Here is a 14,914-nt window from a genome sequence, read left to right on the forward strand (position 1 = left end):
GATGATGACGACAGCGAAGTCCCTGGAACTTCAGGCCGAAGGCCGCTGGCGCATGCTTTCCCTGCTGTGCCTTGCGGTCGTCCTGTCCTTCTCCACCTGGTTTTCGGCGAACGCCATCGCGCCGGACCTCAAACACGCCTGGTCGCTTTCCGAAAGCACGGCTGCGTGGCTCACCAACGGAGTGCAGATCGGTTTTGTCATTGGAGCGCTATCGGCGAGCTTCTTCAACCTGCCCGACCTGGTCCGCATGAACCGGCTGATGGCTGGCTCGGCTCTGCTCGCGGCGCTCTCCAATGCCGCAATCCTTCTAGAACCCGGCCCATTCGGTGCTGTCCTCTGTCGCATGGTCACCGGCTTTGCGCTGGCCGGCGTTTATCCGCCGGCGCTGAAGCTCGTCTCGACCTGGTTCATCTCCGGCCGGGGGCTGGCGCTTGCCGGGGTTATCGGCGCCATCACCGCAGGCTCATCGCTGCCGCATCTCTTCCGTGGCATGTCGTCCGCCATCGCCTGGCAATATGTCGTCCTGCTTTCGAGCAGCGCAACACTGATCGGCGCCATGGTCTTCCTCGCCTGCACACGGGAAGGGCCATACCCGTTCGGCAAGGCCTTGTTCGACCCGGCTCAGATCGGCCGGGTGCTGAAAGACCGCAATCTGCTTTTGGTGAACGGTGGCTATCTCGGGCATATGTGGGAGCTTTACGCCATGTGGGCCTGGCTGCTCGCTTATCTGACCGCCGCACTCGACGGCGGCAGCGGCATCAACAGCCAGGCCTCGCTTTTGACCTTCGTTGCCGTGGCCTCGGGCGTCATCGGCTGCTTCGCCGGGGGCCTCTTGTCGGACCGCTTCGGCCGCACCGCCACCACCGCCGGCCTGATGATCGTCTCCGGCACCTGCGCCCTGCTGATCGGCTTCGTCTTCGACGGGCCGTCCTGGCTGCTGACACTCGTCGTGATCGTCTGGGGGATCTCGATCATCGGGGATTCGGCACAGTTCTCCGCTGCCGTGACGGAACTCGCCGATCAGAAATATGTCGGCACCGCGCTTTCCCTGCAGATGGGCATGGGTTTTGCGCTCACCATCTTCATGATCTGGCTGATGCCGCATCTCGCGGAACTGCTGGGCGGCTGGCGCTGGACTTTCATGCTGCTCGCGGTCGGGCCCATCTTCGGTGCAATATCGATGCTGATCCTGCGAGGCAGGCCGGATGCTATCCGAATGGCCGGCGGAAGGCGCTGACGCATGTCAAAGGGGCCGACGCGCCCGGTAGATCGCAATAGTGGACGTCAGGCGACGCGGCGGCTTTCCTCTTCCCGCTGTTGACGATCGCGCCCAAGCCGCTCCATGCTGCGGGTCTTGAAGCCACGCAACGCCGTCACCAGCCGTTCCACCGCATCCCGAAGATCCGAAGTCCGTCCGAAGGTTTCCTGCACCATGGCGGAATTCTCCTGGGTGAGCTTGTCCATGTGACTTAAAGCGCCATTGACCTCGCGGAGGCCGAGGGATTGGTGCCCGGCTTCCGTAGCGATGGTCTTCACAATGGCATTGATGTCGTCGATGCGATCAGTGATCTGGCTCAAAGCCGTGCCGGCATTGTTGACGAGGTCGACGCCCGCCTGAACCTGACGGGAACTGTCGGAAATCAGGTCCTTGATCTCCTTGGCTGCATCGGCGCAACGTTGGGCGAGTGCCCGCACTTCCTGCGCCACGACGGCAAAACCCCGTCCCGCTTCTCCAGCGCGGGCTGCCTCGACGCCCGCATTGAGCGCCAGGAGATTGGTCTGGAAGGCGATCTCGTCGATGACACCGATGATCTTGGAGATCTCGTCGGATGAGCGTTCGATCTCTCCCATCGCCGCGACTGCCTGCTTGACCACCGGACCCGAAGCTCGTGCTTCCGACAGCGCGACATCGACGGCAGCGGCCGCCTTGCCGGCGCCCTCGGCGGTGCCGGAAACGCTTTGTGTGAGCTGGTGCAGCGTCGCCGAGCTTTCCTCCAGTCCCTGCGCCTGCTCTTCCGTTCGCCGGGCAAGATCCTTGGAAGCCTGGGTGATCGCATTAGTGCTGGTGAGGATTTCCTCACCGGATTGGCGGACCGTTGCCATCGTCAGGCGCAGCTTCTCGGCGCTGTTGTTGTAATCCTCAGCCATGCGGACGAAATTTGACGGCAGGTCGGTGGAAAGCCGGCTTTCCAGATCACCAACGGAAAGCCCCTTCAAAACGTCGTCCAGCGCCTGAAGCGCGATATTCTGCTCCCGCTCGGCCGCCTGCTTTGCCTCCTCTGCCTTACGGCGCTCTGCGGCAAGGATATCGAGATAGGCGGAGATCGAATAATCCATGTCGAGCATCGCTGCCTTGACGAGCGTGCTGATTTCCTTGGCAAGCTTTTCGGAATTGCTGCGGCCGAAGCGGGACGGCCAGCTGGCCGCCATTACCGCATGGATCAAGTGCTCTACGATCAACGCATAGCCGCCGATATACCAGCGCGGATCAAGACCGGTACGGGCATGCGCAGCACCGACCGCGCGGACGCCTTCCACATAATGTTCGTCATATTTCGCTTCGCCGACGACGCGCCAATGGTTCATCTGGCGCTTCTTGGCGGCATCCATATGCGCCTGGTTCGAAAAGAAGCCGGCAACTTCCGGTGTCGATTGGACCTTTTTGTAAAAGGCATCGAGCCCCGGTGCCAAACTGGCGCTGATGACCGGATCCAGCCGGCGAAGCGTGGCACGCGCCTCCTGGTCCAGCCCGACGAAATCCAGGCGCTTCTGCAATTCGCGTTTCTCTTCAGCCGACGACATTCTGCAAAGCCCCCGTTCCACAGTGCACTATCCGTACGAAATGTACGGGCGCCATATTGTGAACCTATGGTATACGATCCCTTAATAAGGCTCCCTGAAACCTGATGATATCTTGGCTTTTCGGGGAGATTGGTGGTCGGGCGCTGCGTGCTGGAAGAGATCGGCACTTGTGCGGCAATTATCCAATCGTATAATAACAATCAAATCCGAAAAAGAGCGGCCCGAATTCGGAGCAGCCGAAAAGGTCCGCCTCCGTTTTCCCGAGGGATATCTTTATGAACGCCTACGGCTCGCGGGCCATGTCGACGTCTTTGTTGCGTGTTCTGATACGTCATCCGGACGAGACCCGGCGATGACGGAGAACCGACGGACTTATTATCGCGCCAGCGAGGCCGAGCGGCGCGAGGATCTGATCACCGCAACCCTCGACTGCATCGCCGAGTCCGGCATCCAGGGCGCCACGGTCCGCCAGATCGCCACGCGTGCCGGCGTGACGGGAGGGCTGATCCGGCATTATTTCACCGGCAAGGACCAGATGCTGCAGGCCGCCTACCGCAAGGTGATGACCGGCATGACGGAAGCCGCGATCGCGGCGGCCATCGAGGGCGAAACGGCCAAGGCGCGGCTGCGCCGCTTCATCGTCGCCAATGTCACGCCGCCGGTGACCGATCCGCGCACGCTTTCGCTCTGGGCCGCCTTCATCAGCCATATCCAGATCGATCCGAGCTTTGCCGCCATTCATCGCGAGAACTATCTGGCCTTTCTCGAAGCGCTGGAAACCCTGCTCACCGCCTTCTTCAAGGAGGAGCAACGTCTTGTGAGTTCGGACCAATGCCGCAGATATGCGATTTCGCTGAGCGCACTGGTCGACGGCCTATGGCTCGAAGGAACATTGGCCGCAGACATGTTCGCAGACAGGGAATTGGCCGAGAATGCGTTGAGTTCGGTTGAGGCGCTTTTGCATCTCCGGCCGGGCGGGCTTTCAGACGAATAACGACAACAAAAGGAAATACCGATGCGTTATGCCTCGATCACCGACCGTCTCGCTCATCTCGGCTCCGGCCGCTGGGCCGTCCATCTGGCCGCCCGCCGCATGAAGGCAGCCGGCGAGGAGATCATCGAGCTCACGATCGGCGAGCCCGACGTGGCGCCCGACAAGGCGCTGCTCGATGAAGCGGCGCGTGCGATGTATGCCGGCCGCACCCGCTATTCCAACGGTCGCGGTGAACCATCGATCCTGGAAGCACTGGTCCGGAAATATTCGAAACGCCGACCGGACGTCACCGAGAAGAACTTCCTCTGCTTTCCCGGCACCCAGACCGCGCTTTACAGCGTCATGACCGGCCTTGCCGAAGCCGGCGACGGCGTGCTCGTCGGTGACCCGCTTTATGCTACCTACGAAGGCGTCATCGCCTCGACCGGCGCCCATATGATCCCGGTTCCGCTCCGCCCGGAGAAGAAATTCCACCTGCAGGCCGAAGACCTGAAACGGGCGATCACCCCGGAAGCCCGCGTGCTGCTCCTCAACACCCCGCATAACCCGACCGGCGCAGTGCTGACCGCCGCCGAGATCGCCGCAATCGGCGACGTCTGCCGTCGCCACGACCTCTGGATCGTCTGCGACGAGGTCTATGAGCAACTGATCTTTGAAGGCACGCCCTTCGCCTCACCCTTCGATATTCCGGAGCTTGCCGAGCGCACCATTGTCGTCTCGTCCATCTCGAAGTCGCATGCAGCTCCGGGCTTCCGCAGCGGCTGGGCCGCCGGTCCCGAAGAATTCTGCGAAAAGCTGCTGCCGGTCTCGGAAACCATGCTGTTCGGCGTCCAGCCGTTCATCTCCGACATGACGGCCATGGCGCTCTCGCAGCATTTCGAAACGGCAGACGTGATGCGCGAGAACTATCGTCGTCGCGCAGAGATCGTCGAAAAGGCCTTTGCAGGCAGCAACCTGATCAAGCCCATGCCGCCGGAAGGCGGAATGTTCGTTCTTCTCGATGTCACGGCAACCGGCCTCAACGGCGAGGAATTCGCTTGGGAACTCTTGCATCAGGAAAAGGTCGCGGTGATGCCCGGAACCTCCTTCGGTGATCAGGCGGCCGGCTTCCTGCGCGTCTCGCTGACGGTGCCGGAAGATGTGCTCGCAGTCGCCATGGGCCGTGTCGGCGAACTCGCCGGCCGCCTTGTCTCGGCAGAGGAAAAGCGCGCCTGACGGTTCTCAACCGCCACGCTTTTCAGCCTTGTTCTCCGGCGGCGGCTCGAAGCCGAAGACGCTGCGGCCGCCCCATTCATGCGAGTGGTGGAATTCTCCGGCGACGATCTCCTTGAGGTCCGGGCCGGTGACGTAGCGTTCGAGCTGGCGGGCCTGGTCATCCAGCCGCTTGAGCGCCTGCAACTCCTCGTCGCGGCCGAGCCTCGCCTTGCCGACGGCCGATTTCATTACGCGGATCGTCTCGTCATAGACCTTGATCGGCACGGGGAACGGTTCCCGGTCCTTGCCGCCATGCGCAAGCGAGAACCGCGCCGGATCGGAGAAGCGGCAGGGCGCCCCATGCACCACTTCGGCGACCATGGCGAGCGCCTTGACCGTGCGGGCGCCGACACCCGGCGTGAGCAGCAATTGTTCGAAATCCTGAGGCCCCCGATCGGCCGCGGCGGCAAGCGTGCCGTGCAGCCGCTTCATGTTGACGTCTTCCTCGCGGACATCATGATGCGCTGGCATGATGAGATGCGGCAGCAGCGGCTGAGCGATATCTTTCGCCTTTGACGGGGGATCGAGCGCGATCACCTCTCGCACGATCCGGTCCGGCCCGAGCGAGGCGAGCAGGTCGAGCTGGCCCTTGCGGGATGCATCCGCACGCCGGTCGGCGAGGTTGACGATCTCGCCCTGTTTGCGGCCTTCGATCGCTGCATGCGGAGAATCGACGAAGCTGGTGATCCCTTCAGAAATCCAGTGATAGCGCCGGGCCTGCCGCTTGTCGCCGTTCATGCCCTGCTGCACCACGACCCATTTGCCGTCGTCGGCGACGATGAAGCCGTGCAGGTAAAGATCGAACCCGTCCTGAACCGCAGCACTGTCCACCTTGGCGACGAGCCGGCTGACGGTCGCCAGACCCTCGCCGTCGAAACCCACCCGGTCGCCGATCGCCATGAGCTCGCCGGGCGTCTGCCTCGAATTCTGGCCGCGTCCGCCGCAGACATGGATGCCGAGTTCGCCGGAGAGCGGCGTCAGCCCGCGCTTCAGCGCGCCGATAACGCTGGTGGTGATGCCCGACGAATGCCAGTCCATGCCCATGACGCAGCCGAAGGACTGGAACCAGAAGGGATGCGCCAGCCGCCGCATGAACTCGTCGCGGCCGTATTCGATGACGATCGCCTGCGCGATGACCGCGCCGAGTTTCGTCATGCGCTCGCCGAGCCACCGGGGAACCCGGCCGCCGTGAAGCGGAAGATCGGCGCTGCCTGCTCTTTGAACCATGCTCCGCTTATAGAACGACCGCCCGCCTTATGACAGGGCAAAGTTCCGCAAACGTTCCTCCAGAAGGCCGATCGTCGGAACGTCGGCATTGGCGAAGGCAAACCGCAGGTAATCCTGCTGGTTTTCGCCGAAATAGGCGCCGGGAATGCAGATGATACCCGCCTCCCGGGCAAGCTTCTCCGCCACCTCCGCAGAGCCTACGCCGCGGAAGGGATGACGCACGAAAGCAAAATACGCGCCGATCGCATCGAGCTTCCAGTCGTTGAGTGAACGCATCACCGCTTTCAGCGCGTCCGCGCGGCGGCCGATCTCCTGCCGGTTCTGCTCGCGCCAGCCGGCGAGAAGAGGTAACGCCCTTGCGACAGCCGCCTGGGCGGCGCGCGGCGCACAGATCTGCAGGTTGTCCATGATCTTGGCAACCTGTTCGACGACTGTCGAGCCGGCGGTGATCGCACCCAGCCGGTGGCCCGGAATGCAGAAGGATTTCGAAAAGCTGTAGAGGCTGATCAGCGTATCTTCCCAGCCGTCGAGGCTGAAAAGGCCATGCGGCGCCTTGCCCGCCTCCGGCATGAAGTCGCGATAGGTTTCGTCGAGGATGAGCCAGATGCCTTTTTGCCGGCACAACCTGAAGACCGCGTCCAGAAGCGGCGGCGGGTAGATCGCCCCGGTCGGATTGTTGGGCGACACGAGCGCCAGCGCCCGAACGTCACCGGTGATTGCGGCTTCAAGACGCGCCGGATCCGGCAGGAAGCCGTTTGCCGCATCGCAAGCCACGAAGGCGGTCTTGATGCCCATCATGGCGAGCGTGGTCTCGTGGTTGAAATAGAAAGGCTCCGTCATCAGGACCGTGTTGCCCGGACCGGCAACCGTCATCGCGGCACAGACGAAGGCCTGATTGCAGCCCGACGTTATGTGGATGTTCTCCGACCCCACGTTCGCGCCATAGACTTGCGAGACATGCTCGGCATAGGCATGCCGAAGCTCCGCCTCACCCTCGATCGGTCCGTAGCCGGTGAACACCCTGGAGGACGCCGTCTCGCCGAGCAGTCTCAGCATGTCCGGATGGGCGGGATAACCGGGGACCGCCTGCGACAGATCGATCAGCGGCCCCCTCGCCCCTTGATAGGCACGCCCCCAGGCGAAAACGGATGGAACGGGCGGCGGCGAAAGCTTTTCGACAAGAGGATTGAAGGCAGGCATGATTGTCCAGGACAAGGTTTTCAAAGATGGGCGATTGATTTGTCCCCCTTGTTTATCAGAATATCGAGGGACGCAAGGAGAACCGTAGATGGCCGACGATATTCAGCCTGAGGATTCGAAACTCACCATCACCAAGCGCAAATGGGCCGGAGAGGGCAAGTTCCTGACCGGGCGCGTGTCCCGCCCCGAAACCGAGCGCCTGCCGCCCGGCCAGCATCTGGTCAAGAACTGGCCGGTGCTCGATCTCGGCCAACAGCCACGGATCTCGACCTCCCAGTGGAAGCTCGACGTGCGCGGCCTCGTCAACCACCCGAAGACCTTCGATTGGGCCGCCTTCCAGGCTCTTCCGCAAAGCGAAATGCGCTCCGACATCCATTGCGTGACGACCTGGTCGCGCTACGACAACAACTGGAAAGGCGTTTCCACCCGCGACTTCCTCGATGCCGTCGATCCGAAGGACGAAGCGGTGGCGGTGATGCTGACAAGTTATGACGGCTACACAACCAACCTGCTTCTCTCGGATTTCGCCTCGCCGGATGCGATCATCGTCCATAGCTGGGAAGGCCAGCCGCTGACGGAGGAGCACGGCGGGCCGGTGCGCCTGGTCGTGCCGCATCTCTATTTCTGGAAGAGCGCCAAATGGCTCCACCGGATCGAATTCCTCGACCGGGACAGCGCCGGCTTCTGGGAGAACAATGGCTACCATATGCGGGGCGATCCCTGGTCAGAGGAGCGATACTCGGACGATTAGCCGAACTTGACGAGGTTCAGCGCCGGCAGCCGGCCGCCGGGGAATTGCACCAGCCTGCCGCCGACGGAAAGCGGACCGAGGTCGATGCCGAAGAAACCGAGCTTGTCGATCAGCCGGCCGACTTCCGCCTTTGCCGCGGCATCGTCACCCGAATAAAAGAGCACGCGCATGCCGCCTTCCGCAGCCGGGTCACCGGAGAGCAGATGCGGCTGCAGGTGGTTGAAGGCCTTCACCACGCGGGCGCCGGGCACGAGACCGGCAAACACCTCGCTCGACAGACGGCCGTTGAGTTCGGCCGGCTTGAAGAGCGGCGCCTCGATCGGGTTGTTGGCGTCGATGACGATGCGGCCGTTCCAGTCCGGCAGGCCGGCAAGCGCCTTTGGCAGTTTCGACCAGGGAACCGCGACCAGCACGATGTCCGCGCTTGCGGCCTCCTCGATCGTTCCCGCCGAAATCCAGGGCGAGAGCTCGCCCGTCAGCTTTTCGAGCGAGGCCGGGCCGCGGCTGTTGGCGATGGTGGCACGCAAACCGTTCCGGGCAAGCGCGCGGGCGAAGGCTGCGCCGATATTGCCGGCGCCGATGATACCGATGGACATGGTCTTGATCCTTCTTGAAACGAGATGGGCGTTCAGGCGGTGAAGCCGCCGTCGGCGACGATATCGGCACCGGTGACGAAGGCGGCGTCGGGGCTGGCGAGGAAAGCGACGACACTGGCGATCTCATGCGCCTTGCCATAGCGGCCGATCGCCATGCCGGGACCGACGATTTTCGAAACGGGACCGCCGTCGGGGTTCATGTCGGTATCGGTCGGGCCGGGATGCACCGTATTGACGGTGATGCCGCGCGGCCCGAGATCGCGCACGAGGCTGCGGTTGAAACCGGAAATCGCCCCCTTGGTGAGGGTGTAGAGCGAAGCCGCGATCGCCGCGCCGATGGAGCGGGAACCGCCGGTGACGAGGGCCGTCTTTCCGACGAGGGAATGAGAGGTGGTGGACATGTGCGATACTCCTTATCGTTTCGATGACGGGAATATCGCCCTTGGATTGGCGCTTGATTAGACGGTAATAATGCGGATGATTTTCAAGTAATCGTTGAAAATATCGTCTGATGGAAAGCCTCGCCAACCTGGAATCCTTCATCCGCAGTGCCGAACTCGGCGGCTTTTCGGCAGCCGCCGGACGCCTGGCGCTGACGCCCGCGGCCGTCAGCCGCAATGTCGCGATGCTGGAGAGGAATCTCGGCGTTCGGCTATTCCAACGAAGTACCCGCAACCTGACGCTGACGGAGGCCGGTGAGCTATTCCTGTCGGCGGTGAGCGATCACGTTGAGGCGCTGCAGACCGCGATTGCCGAAGTATCTTCGGAAGGCGGGGAACCGTCCGGCGTGCTGAAGGTCAGCATGAGCCCGAATTTCGGCGCGCAGCACATCCTGCCGCTGCTGCCGGATTTTCTGGCTCGGTATCCGCGAATCCGCCCGGAATGGATGTTCGAGAACCGGCAGGTGGACCTGATCGCCGAGGGTTACGATGCAGCGATCGGCGGCGGCTTCGAACTGACGCCGGGCATTGTCGCCCGCACGCTTGGTCCGGCACATGTCATCGCGGTAGCGTCGCCCGATTATGTGAGGGATCGAACGCAGCCCTTCGACCCCGCGGGCCTCGCAGCCTTCGACGGCATTTCCATGCGTTCGCTCAACAGCGGCCGTCTCCGCCAATGGATCATGCGCAATGCCGAAGGCGAGGAAATGCCGGCCGCCCTGACCGGAACGGTCGTGCTCAACGATCCGGCGGCGATCGCACGTGCCGCATGCCTCGGCCTCGGCATAGCCATGCTCGCCGTACCGGATGCCCTGCCCTATCTGGAAAATGGCGAATTGATCCGCCTGCTGCCGGACTGGTATGCGGATGTCGGGCCGATCTCGCTCTACTATGCCAGCCGCACGCTGCTGCCGGCGAAGACCCGCGTCTTCATCGATTTCGTGACCGAACATTTTCGCAGGGAGCGATTGGCCGAACGTTTCGCCGGCAGTCTCGGCGCGTCGAACATGCCGAAAGGAAGGTGAGCGCACCCGGCGACGTGCCGGATGCGCGGGATCGATCAGATCAGCTTTTCGAGCGTGATCGGCAGGTCGCGGACGCGTTTTCCCGTCGCATGGAAGACGGCATTGGCGATCGCAGGTGCCACGCCGACGATACCGACCTCGCCCACACCCTTGCCGCCCAATGCCGACGCGCTGAAATCCGGCACGCCGACGGAGATCACCTGGATGTCCGGGATGTCCGAATTGGTCGGCACCAGATAATCACCCACATTGCTGTTCATCATCCGGCCGTTCCGCTGGTCGACAAGGCCTTCTTCCAAAAGCGCCTGGCCGATACCCATGATGATGCCGCCGCGCCACTGGCTTTCCACCAGCCGCGGATTGTAGAGCCGCCCGCAATCGAAGGCGGAGACCATGCGGGAGACACGCACCGTGCCGAAATCCTCATCAACGCGAACCTCGGCAAAATGGGCGCACCAGCTGTGCATGGAGTAGTCGCCCATGGTTGGCCCCTGCACCTTTGCCATGGTCGTCCAGGCCTGGTAGTGCTCCTGGGCGGTTGCACCGTCCGGCAGCGTGTTCCGGCGGATCTCCAGTTCGTCACGGCCGAGTGCGGCCATCAACTCCGGCAGGGTAAGCGAGGGACCTTCGCCGCGCGGGACGCTGATGCGTCCGTCACCGAAGGTGAGTGTGTTCGCCCCGGTGTCACGCAGCGGCGAGTTGCCATCGCTGAGCGCAAGCCCGATGAGTTCGTCTCGCGCGGCCGTGGCAGCCTTGTGAACGGCACCCAGTATGGAGCCCGCCAGCATCGAGCCGCCGGCGATCGCCGAGCCCGGCAGGCGGGAGTCGCCGAGCGTCACATCGACCTGGCTGACCGGCACGCCGAACACATCGGCCGCGGTCTGGGCAAGGATCGTATAGGTGCCCTGCCCCATGTCGATCGCGCCGCTCACGACTTCGACACGGCCACTGCCGAGGATACGGATCATCGCCTCGCTGGGTGCCTGGATGACCGGGAAGGTTCCGCAGCCGATACCCCAGCCGATCAACGTCCTGCCTTCCCGCATCGAGCGCGGCTGATGACTGCGTTTCGACCAGCCGAAGGCTTCCGCACCCTCCATGAGGGCTTCGCGCAGGCGGCGGGTCGACCAGGGCTTTCCCGACTGGTAGTCGCGGTCGGCATAATTCTTGAGCCGCAGTTCCAGCGGGTCCATGCCGAGCTTCCAGGCGAGCTCGTCCATGGCGCATTCGATGCCGTAGGCGCTCGGGTTCTTGCCCGGGCCGCGAAGGGCGCCGGGCGTCACGGTATTGACCGGCACGATCCTGTGCTGGGAGGAGAAATTTTCGACCTTGTAGAGGATCGAAGTAGCGGCGCCTGTCTGCTCCGGCCAGTCCGCATAGATGGAGGTTTCGCTCGCACCCCGATGGACGATGGCCTGCAGAACACCGTCTTCCGTCGCCCCGAGCCTGATCGTCTGCCTGGTCGCGGCACGGCCGCCATAGCTTGTGAAGTTCTGCGGCCGCGTGACCGCGAGCTTCACCGGCCGCCCGAGCTTGCGAGCCGCGAAGGCGGCGACTGCGCTATAGGCGAGCGCAGCCCCCTTCGACCCGAACCCCCCACCGATGAAGGGCGAGATCAACCGGACGTTCTCATAGGGGATGGCGAACCATTCGGCATAGCTGCGCGCCATACCATGCGACCACTGGCTCGGCTCCCAGACGGTGAGCTGATCGCCGTCCCATTTCACGGTCAGCCCGTGCGGCTCCATTGCCACGTGATATTCGCGCGGCGTGCTGTACTCGGCCTCGATCATCACGGGGGCGGTGGCAAGCGCCGCTTCCGCATCACCCCAGGCAACGTTCAGCATATCGACGGCTTTGCCTTCACCGGCACTAGGATCGTCAAGACTGACGACCGACGGAGCTTCCGCGTAAACGATGTCGAGCAGCCTGGCAGCTTCAACGGCCTGTTCGCGGGTTTCGGCGACCACTGCCGCGATCGACTCCCCGTTGAACCGGACCTCGCGCGGCAGGGGATGATAGGGTTGGTTCTCGGGGCGATTGCCATGCCAGTCGGAGGCAGTTATGAGCCCAAGGTCGTCTTCCGGCGTCAGCACCAGAAGGACGCCCGGTGCCGCAAGCGTCTTCGACGTATCGATCGAGACGACTTGCCCCGCCGGGATCGTGCTCTGCACCAGCACGGCATGCGCCAATCCTTCCACCGGATATTCCAGCGCATAGGTTGCCGCCCCGGTTACCTTCAGTTGCCCTTCGAATCGGGTCTGGCGGCCGCCGATCATACCGTCTGAGGCATCGCCGTGTTTGCGGGTTTCCATGATGGTCATGCGAGACCTCCAACATTCTGGGCCATTTTCAGGATGGCGCGAGCGACGACGCGCGGCGCAAGTTCGATCTTGTAGCGATTGCCGCCGTGGGAGACGGCCCCTTCCATGGCGAGACCACTGGCCTTCTCGACGGTTTCGACGTCAAACGCCTTGCCGATGAGAGCCTGCTCGACCGCTCTTGCGCGCCACGGCTTGGTGGCGACACCACCGAGCGCAACGCGAATGTTACGGACCGTCTTGCCGTCCGCCTCGAGTTCGACACCGACAGCGGCGCTCGCCGCAGCGAATTCGTAGGATTGCCGGTCGCGAACCTTGAGATAGGTCGAGTTCCTGGCTGCGGCAGACGCAGGAATGCCGATGCCGACGATCATCTCGCCACGTTTCAGCACCGTTTCGTTTTCGGGCGTATCGCCCGGCAGAAGGAAGAAATCGTCGACCGCCACCTTGCGGCTGCCGAGATCGACAAAGGCGTCGAAGGCCACGAGCGCGACTGCGAGATCCCCGGGATAGGTGGCGATGCAGGCATCGCTCGTGCCGAGGACGGCGTGGTTGCGCGTCACCCCGCCGATCGCCGAGCAGCCCGAGCCGGGATTACGCTTGTTGCAGGCCGGAAAGGTGACCGGATCACGGAAATAGGGACAGCGCGTCCTCTGCAGGAGATTGCCGCCGATCGTCGCCATGTTTCGAAGCTGGGCGGAAGCCGCAAGCGAGAGCGATTCGGCAACCGCCGGGAATGCCGCCCGGATTTGCGGATGGTCGGCGACGTCCCCCATCCTGGCAAGCGCACCAATAACGGCACTGCTCGCATCGACATTGATCTCGCCAAGACCGGAGAGATGGGTGATATCGACGACGGTTTCGGGTTCGTCCACGCCGCATTTGGCAAGATCGAGCAGCGTCGTGCCGCCGGCAAGAAGTGCGCCGCCGGCCTGAAGCACGGCATTGCGGGCCTCATCCACGGAAGAAGCGCGGAAATAGGAGAAGTCTCTCATCGGACGGCCTCCGCCGCTTCGCGCACCGCCGCGACGATGCTGTTATAGGCCCCGCACCGACAGAGATTGCCGGACATGTATTCGCGGATCTCCTCGTCGGAACCGGCATGGCCCTCGCGGATGCAGGCGACCGCCGACATGATCTGCCCCGGCGTGCAATAGCCGCACTGAAAGGCGTCGTTTTCAATGAAAGCCGCCTGGACGGGATGCAAGTCGCCGTTTTCTGCGGCAAGCCCCTCGATCGTGGTGATCTGCCGGCCCTCGACCTGCGCAGCCAGCGTCAGACAGGAGAGTACGCGCTTGCCGTCGACATGGCAGGTGCAGGCGCCGCACTGGCCCTGATCGCAGCCCTTCTTGGTGCCGGTCAGCGCCAGTTCCTCACGCAAAGCGTCGAGCAGGGTGACGCGCGGCTCGACATCGAGCTCGTGCCGCCTCCCGTTGATGTCGAGCGAAAGATGGATGGTTCGTGTCATGATAAGCTCCTGCTATCGTCACGAGAATGCAAAATTCCGAATCCAGAATGGGCTGGCCGCCCGGCTCCGGCGCGCTAAATGGATATCTTGAGAGAAACACCGGCACATTTGGCATGACATCCGGCCCCCTTCTGGATTAAGAAGCGGAAGGCACTCCGCTCAAACGGAGGAGCCTCCGGTTAAACTAGTGACTTGCTGATTTTCGTCAAGTCCCCAATCCGCCTGGAGCATGATTTTGGCCTCGGCCGCGCCGAAAACAACATCGACGACCCCGACGAAACTGCGCGCCGATGCCCGCCGCAATCGGGACAAACTGATCGAAATGGCGGCCGCAGCCTTTCAGGAAAAGGGCGTCGAGACCTCGCTGGAAGATATAGCACGGCGGGCAGGCGTTGGCATCGGTACGCTTTACCGGCATTTTCCGACGCGCGAGCATCTGGTCGAAGTCGTCTACCGCCGGGAACTGGAAAGCCTGGCCGCGGCGGCATCCGACCTCGCCGAAAGACATGCGCCGGATGTGGCGCTCGAAGAATGGATGCGCCGTTTCGTGGGGTACATCGCCACCAAGCGCGGCATGGCCAACAGCCTGCGCATCCTCATGACCTCCAATTCCTCGCTGTTTGCCGAAGGAACCGGCCTGATCCGGGGTGCACTCGAAAGCCTCATCAAAACCGCCGGTGAGAAGGGTTATATCCGCACGGACATCGAAACGACCGATCTGCTGCATGCATTGTCCAGCATCTATTCGATCCCCGAATCGCCCGATTGGCGCGACCGGTCGCACCGCCTGATCGGACTCCTGATGGACGGTCTGAAGGCGCGGAAATAACCCGTCG

The 14,914-nt window shown here is 63.0% G+C and carries 13 protein-coding genes and 1 pseudogene; 6 read left to right on the forward strand and 8 right to left on the reverse strand.

Annotated features, from left to right (window positions below):
• The first annotated feature begins 1 nt into the window (after window position 1).
• On the forward strand, window positions 2–1,237 hold the full coding sequence (locus QEO92_RS17960) for an MFS transporter (RefSeq protein WP_341871401.1): 1,236 nt from the start codon (window positions 2–4) through the stop codon (window positions 1,235–1,237).
• Between the two features lie 47 nt (window positions 1,238–1,284).
• Here QEO92_RS17960 and QEO92_RS17965 read toward each other — a convergent pair whose 3' ends face one another.
• Entirely contained in the window at window positions 1,285–2,802 is a 1,518-nt protein-coding gene (locus tag QEO92_RS17965) for a globin-coupled sensor protein (RefSeq protein ID WP_227703927.1), read from the reverse strand.
• Window positions 2,803–3,154: 352 nt separating this feature from the next.
• Here QEO92_RS17965 and QEO92_RS17970 point away from each other — a divergent pair, with 352 nt between their 5' ends.
• Window positions 3,155–3,796: a TetR family transcriptional regulator C-terminal domain-containing protein gene (locus QEO92_RS17970; RefSeq protein WP_227703928.1), complete on the forward strand. Its 642-nt coding sequence runs from the start codon at window positions 3,155–3,157 to the stop codon at window positions 3,794–3,796.
• A 21-nt stretch (window positions 3,797–3,817) separates the two neighbouring features.
• A complete protein-coding gene (locus QEO92_RS17975; RefSeq protein ID WP_037152674.1) occupies window positions 3,818–5,011 on the forward strand; it encodes a pyridoxal phosphate-dependent aminotransferase in 1,194 nt (397 codons plus the stop codon).
• A 6-nt stretch (window positions 5,012–5,017) separates the two neighbouring features.
• Here QEO92_RS17975 and QEO92_RS17980 read toward each other — a convergent pair whose 3' ends face one another.
• Both QEO92_RS17980 and QEO92_RS17985 read right to left on the reverse strand, forming a co-directional pair.
• Complete coding sequence (locus QEO92_RS17980) at window positions 5,018–6,277, reverse strand: DUF763 domain-containing protein (RefSeq protein WP_227703929.1); 1,260 nt, start codon at window positions 6,275–6,277, stop codon at window positions 5,018–5,020.
• Between the two features lie 27 nt (window positions 6,278–6,304).
• Window positions 6,305–7,477 carry an aminotransferase gene (locus tag QEO92_RS17985; RefSeq protein WP_227703930.1) on the reverse strand — a complete coding sequence of 391 codons (1,173 nt, stop codon included), beginning with the start codon at window positions 7,475–7,477 and terminating at the stop codon, window positions 6,305–6,307.
• 88 nt (window positions 7,478–7,565) lie between these two features.
• Between QEO92_RS17985 and QEO92_RS17990 the strand changes: the two genes are divergently transcribed.
• Window positions 7,566–8,228: a sulfite oxidase-like oxidoreductase gene (locus tag QEO92_RS17990; RefSeq protein ID WP_227703931.1), complete on the forward strand. Its 663-nt coding sequence runs from the start codon at window positions 7,566–7,568 to the stop codon at window positions 8,226–8,228.
• Here QEO92_RS17990 and QEO92_RS17995 read toward each other — a convergent pair.
• Window positions 8,225–8,860, reverse strand: a complete 636-nt coding sequence (locus QEO92_RS17995; protein WP_081952867.1) for an NADPH-dependent F420 reductase — start codon at window positions 8,858–8,860, stop codon at window positions 8,225–8,227. The genes QEO92_RS17990 and QEO92_RS17995 overlap by 4 nt on opposite strands.
• Window positions 8,857–9,144, reverse strand: a pseudogene (locus QEO92_RS18000) (SDR family oxidoreductase); the annotation flags it as partial. The pseudogene QEO92_RS18000 and the gene QEO92_RS17995, both read right to left, overlap by 4 nt.
• A 191-nt stretch (window positions 9,145–9,335) precedes the next feature.
• Here QEO92_RS18000 and QEO92_RS18005 point away from each other — a divergent pair.
• Window positions 9,336–10,289, forward strand: coding sequence for a LysR family transcriptional regulator (locus QEO92_RS18005; RefSeq protein ID WP_227703933.1), 954 nt, complete (start codon window positions 9,336–9,338; stop codon window positions 10,287–10,289).
• 35 nt (window positions 10,290–10,324) lie between these two features.
• Here the strand turns inward: QEO92_RS18005 and QEO92_RS18010 are convergent, their stop codons facing one another.
• From QEO92_RS18010 to QEO92_RS18020, 3 genes are read right to left on the reverse strand one after another with little or no spacing between them, the layout of a single operon-like run.
• Complete coding sequence (locus tag QEO92_RS18010) at window positions 10,325–12,613, reverse strand: xanthine dehydrogenase family protein molybdopterin-binding subunit (RefSeq protein WP_227703934.1); 2,289 nt, start codon at window positions 12,611–12,613, stop codon at window positions 10,325–10,327.
• Complete coding sequence (locus QEO92_RS18015; protein ID WP_227703935.1) at window positions 12,610–13,605, reverse strand: FAD binding domain-containing protein; 996 nt, start codon at window positions 13,603–13,605, stop codon at window positions 12,610–12,612. Before QEO92_RS18015 ends, QEO92_RS18010 begins: the two co-directional genes overlap by 4 nt.
• On the reverse strand, window positions 13,602–14,078 hold the full coding sequence (locus QEO92_RS18020) for a (2Fe-2S)-binding protein (RefSeq protein ID WP_037152692.1): 477 nt from the start codon (window positions 14,076–14,078) through the stop codon (window positions 13,602–13,604). Before QEO92_RS18020 ends, QEO92_RS18015 begins: the two co-directional genes overlap by 4 nt.
• A 235-nt stretch (window positions 14,079–14,313) precedes the next feature.
• On the opposite strand from QEO92_RS18020, the gene QEO92_RS18025 reads away from it, so the two are divergent.
• Entirely contained in the window at window positions 14,314–14,907 is a 594-nt protein-coding gene (locus QEO92_RS18025; protein ID WP_037152694.1) for a TetR/AcrR family transcriptional regulator, read from the forward strand.
• The last annotated feature ends 7 nt before the right edge of the window (window positions 14,908–14,914 follow it).

This window comes from Neorhizobium petrolearium (assembly GCF_029854435.1).
GTDB classification, from domain to species: domain Bacteria; phylum Pseudomonadota; class Alphaproteobacteria; order Rhizobiales; family Rhizobiaceae; genus Neorhizobium; species Neorhizobium petrolearium.

Excerpts from the sequence above, each read along its gene's own strand:
- QEO92_RS17965 (WP_227703927.1), bottom strand. The coding sequence starts at position 2,802 with ATGTCGTCGGCTGAAGAGAAACGCGAATTGCAGAAGCGCCTGGATTTC.
- QEO92_RS17975 (WP_037152674.1), top strand. The coding sequence starts at position 3,818 with ATGCGTTATGCCTCGATCACCGACCGTCTCGCTCATCTCGGCTCCGGC.
- QEO92_RS18005 (WP_227703933.1), top strand. The coding sequence starts at position 9,336 with ATGGAAAGCCTCGCCAACCTGGAATCCTTCATCCGCAGTGCCGAACTC.
- QEO92_RS18020 (WP_037152692.1), bottom strand. The coding sequence starts at position 14,078 with ATGACACGAACCATCCATCTTTCGCTCGACATCAACGGGAGGCGGCAC.
- QEO92_RS17990 (WP_227703931.1), top strand. The coding sequence starts at position 7,566 with ATGGCCGACGATATTCAGCCTGAGGATTCGAAACTCACCATCACCAAG.
- QEO92_RS17985 (WP_227703930.1), bottom strand. The coding sequence starts at position 7,477 with ATGCCTGCCTTCAATCCTCTTGTCGAAAAGCTTTCGCCGCCGCCCGTT.
- QEO92_RS18010 (WP_227703934.1), bottom strand. The coding sequence starts at position 12,613 with ATGACCATCATGGAAACCCGCAAACACGGCGATGCCTCAGACGGTATG.
- QEO92_RS17980 (WP_227703929.1), bottom strand. The coding sequence starts at position 6,277 with ATGGTTCAAAGAGCAGGCAGCGCCGATCTTCCGCTTCACGGCGGCCGG.
- QEO92_RS17960 (WP_341871401.1), top strand. The coding sequence starts at position 2 with ATGATGACGACAGCGAAGTCCCTGGAACTTCAGGCCGAAGGCCGCTGG.
- QEO92_RS18015 (WP_227703935.1), bottom strand. The coding sequence starts at position 13,605 with ATGAGAGACTTCTCCTATTTCCGCGCTTCTTCCGTGGATGAGGCCCGC.
- QEO92_RS17970 (WP_227703928.1), top strand. The coding sequence starts at position 3,155 with ATGACGGAGAACCGACGGACTTATTATCGCGCCAGCGAGGCCGAGCGG.